This window comes from Streptomyces sp. NPDC047982 (genome assembly GCF_043204165.1).
GTDB lineage: Bacteria > Actinomycetota > Actinomycetes > Streptomycetales > Streptomycetaceae > Streptomyces.
In genome coordinates, this window is sequence record NZ_JBIDBS010000057.1 from 1 (window position 1) to 2,595 (window position 2,595).

At 70.0% G+C, this 2,595-nt stretch carries 2 protein-coding genes; one reads left to right on the plus strand and one right to left on the minus strand.

Annotated features, from left to right (window positions below; genetic code table 11):
- Positions 1-404: 404 nt before the first annotated feature.
- On the minus strand, positions 405-962 hold the full coding sequence (locus ACGF2V_RS31040; RefSeq protein ID WP_362630882.1) for a MarR family transcriptional regulator: 558 nt from the start codon (positions 960-962) through the stop codon (positions 405-407).
- Positions 963-1,125: 163 nt separating this feature from the next.
- Between ACGF2V_RS31040 and ACGF2V_RS31045 the strand changes: the two genes are divergently transcribed.
- Positions 1,126-2,421 carry an MFS transporter gene (locus ACGF2V_RS31045; RefSeq protein WP_362630885.1) on the plus strand — a complete coding sequence of 432 codons (1,296 nt, stop codon included), beginning with the start codon at positions 1,126-1,128 and terminating at the stop codon, positions 2,419-2,421.
- Positions 2,422-2,595: the final 174 nt, after the last annotated feature.

Below are 2,595 nucleotides of genomic sequence, written 5' to 3' on the forward strand. Positions count from 1 at the left end.
TCAGACTCTTTCGTGTCCGATTCCCGGTCGAAGCGGGTCCGCCTTTCAGTTCCACGCTTTCGCGTTTCCCTTTCCGGCGAGTCCGACTCTATCAGATCCTTTCGGGCCTGATTCCCAGTCAGCGGGTTTCGTCTTCCCGGCCGTTGGGCCGTTCCGACACCGAAACTCTAGCGGATTTCCCCCGCGACTCATAATCGAGTCCTCAAAATTAATTCGGGCATGCCGAAATTTTCCCGAGTGGGAGATCGTGCTGAGTTTGGTTGCCGCATCCGCGGCGGGATCGATTGCCCCAGAACCATTCCAGTCCCGTGACAACTCGAAGAACCTTACGGATCGGGGTGGGGTGTGTCAACTCACCAGGTCAAGCGGTTTTCTGGCGGCGGGCCATCGGACCGGCCACCAGGTCAGTCCAGGTCGGAGAGGCGACCGCCGGCGTCCGGCTGGGCGTGTTCCACCCGGCGAAGAACGCGGATCAGCATGTCGCCGAGGGCTCCCCGTTCCTCCACCGTGAAGTCCTGGAGCAGGTCCTCCTCGAAGGCGGTGGCCATGCGCATCGCCTCCAGCCACTTCGTACGGCCTTCGTCGGTCACCTCGACGATCACGCGCACCCGGTTGCTCTCGTCCCGGTCGCGGGTGACCAGACCGTCGGCCGCCATGCGGTCGATGCGGTGGGTCATCGCGGCCGGGGTGAGCCCGAGACGCTTCGCGAGCTCCCCCGGGCCCAGACGGTAGGGGGAGCCGGCCAGCACCAGCGTCTTGAGGACCTCCCACTCGGCGTTGCTGATGCCGAGGGTGGCGAGCTGGCGCCCGTACGCCACGTTCATCCGGCGGTTCAGCCGGCCAAGGGCCGAAACGACCTGTTCGACCTGCGGGTCGAGGTCGCGGAACTCCCGCTGATACGCGGCGACCTGCTCGTCGAGACTCGGCTCCTGCGGGCCGGGCTGCTCGGTGGTGTCAGACATGGCGGGCAGTATGGCACGCCCTCCCAAGCCATCGAAGTCCTTCGGCTTGAATTGTTGAGCTTCTAATTTTAGTGCTAAAGTCTTCGGGTTCGAGTCGTTGGTGTGGCCCGGCATGTCGGCATGCCGGTTCGAGAGCTTGAGGCAGGTGAGTGTGACCAGGGAGATGGGGGCAGCGCTGCGGCGGATCCAGCTGGGGAGCGCGCTGAGCGCGTTCGGGTTGGGGTTCACCGTTCCGTACCTGTACGTCTATGTGGCACAGGTGCGGGATCTTGGTGCCGGTACGGCGGGAGTCGTGCTGGCGGTCTTCGCCATGGCGGCGCTCGCCGTGCTGCCGTTCACGGGCCGTGCCATCGACCGGCGCGGCCCGTTGCCCGTGCTGGTCGTCGCTTCGGCCGTCGCCTCCCTGGGCGCGGTGGCGCTCGGTCTGTCGTCCGGTGTGACCGCGACCGTGTTGTCGGCGGCAGTCCTCGGCGCCGGTACGGCGGTCATGCAGCCGGCGCTCGCGACGATGCTCGTGCGGTGCTCCAGCGCCTCCACCCGTACCCGCGCCTTCGCCATGCAGTTCTTCCTGCAGAACCTCGGGCTGGGCATCGGCGGGCTGGTCGGCGGTCAGATCGTGGACACGTCCCGGCCGGCGACCTTCACCCTGCTGTTCGTCATCGAGGCCGTGATGTTCGTGGTGCTCGGTGTCGTCGCCTCCACCGTGCGGCTGGACCGTACGCCGTCCGTCTCCCACGCCCGGCCCACCGACGGGTCCGGGGCGGCGGGCGGACTGCGGGCGCTGCTGTCGCACCGGGCCATGGTGCAACTGTGTGTGCTGGGCTTCGTGCTGTTCTTCGCCTGCTACGGACAGTTCGAGTCGGGTCTCGCGGCGTACGGCACCGAGGCCGCGGGGATCCAGCCGTCGACCCTCGGTGTCGCGCTGGCCGCCAACACCGCAGTCATCGTCGTGGCGCAGTTCGTCGTGCTGCGGTTGGTGGAACGTCGCCGCCGCAGCCGGGTCATCGCACTGGTCGGCCTGATCTGGGCGTTCGCCTGGGTCGTGGCGGGCTTCGCGGGCCTCGGACACGGCAGCCAGACCATGGCGACGGCCGCGCTGATCTCCACCTACGCGCTCTTCGGGCTCGGTGAGTCGATGCTGTCGCCGACCGTCGCGCCGCTCGTCGTCGACCTGGCGCCGGAGTCGATGGTCGGGCAGTACAACTCCGCGTTCGCCCTGTGCAAGCAGCTCGCGCTGGCGGTCGGTCCGGCCGTGGGCGGACCGATGGGGGCCACGCTGCACGGTCCGTACATCGTGACGTTCGTGCTGTTCTCGCTGGGCATCACGGTGCTGGCGCTGCGGCTGGGCCGCAGGCTAACCCCGGCGCAGGACCAGCCGTCGGCCCAGGTGACCCCGTCCCGGGTGGTGGCCGTTTCACGGCCGGAGGCCGAGCCGGCGCCCGCGTCCAGCTGCCGCTGATGCACCGTGGTGGGGGGGGGGGGGGCCGGCCGGCCCCCCGGGGGGGGGGGGGGGGGGGGGGGGGGGGGGGGGGGCGGGGGGGGGGGCGGGGGGGGGGGCGGCGCGGGGGCCGCCGGGGGGGGGCCCCCCCCGCGGGGGGGCGCGGCGCCCCCCGCCCCGGCGGAGCAGGGACCG

Coding starts and splice junctions, on each gene's coding strand:
- ACGF2V_RS31045 (WP_362630885.1), top strand. CDS start 1,126: ATGGGGGCAGCGCTGCGGCGGATCCAGCTGGGGAGCGCGCTGAGCGCG.
- ACGF2V_RS31040 (WP_362630882.1), bottom strand. CDS start 962: ATGTCTGACACCACCGAGCAGCCCGGCCCGCAGGAGCCGAGTCTCGAC.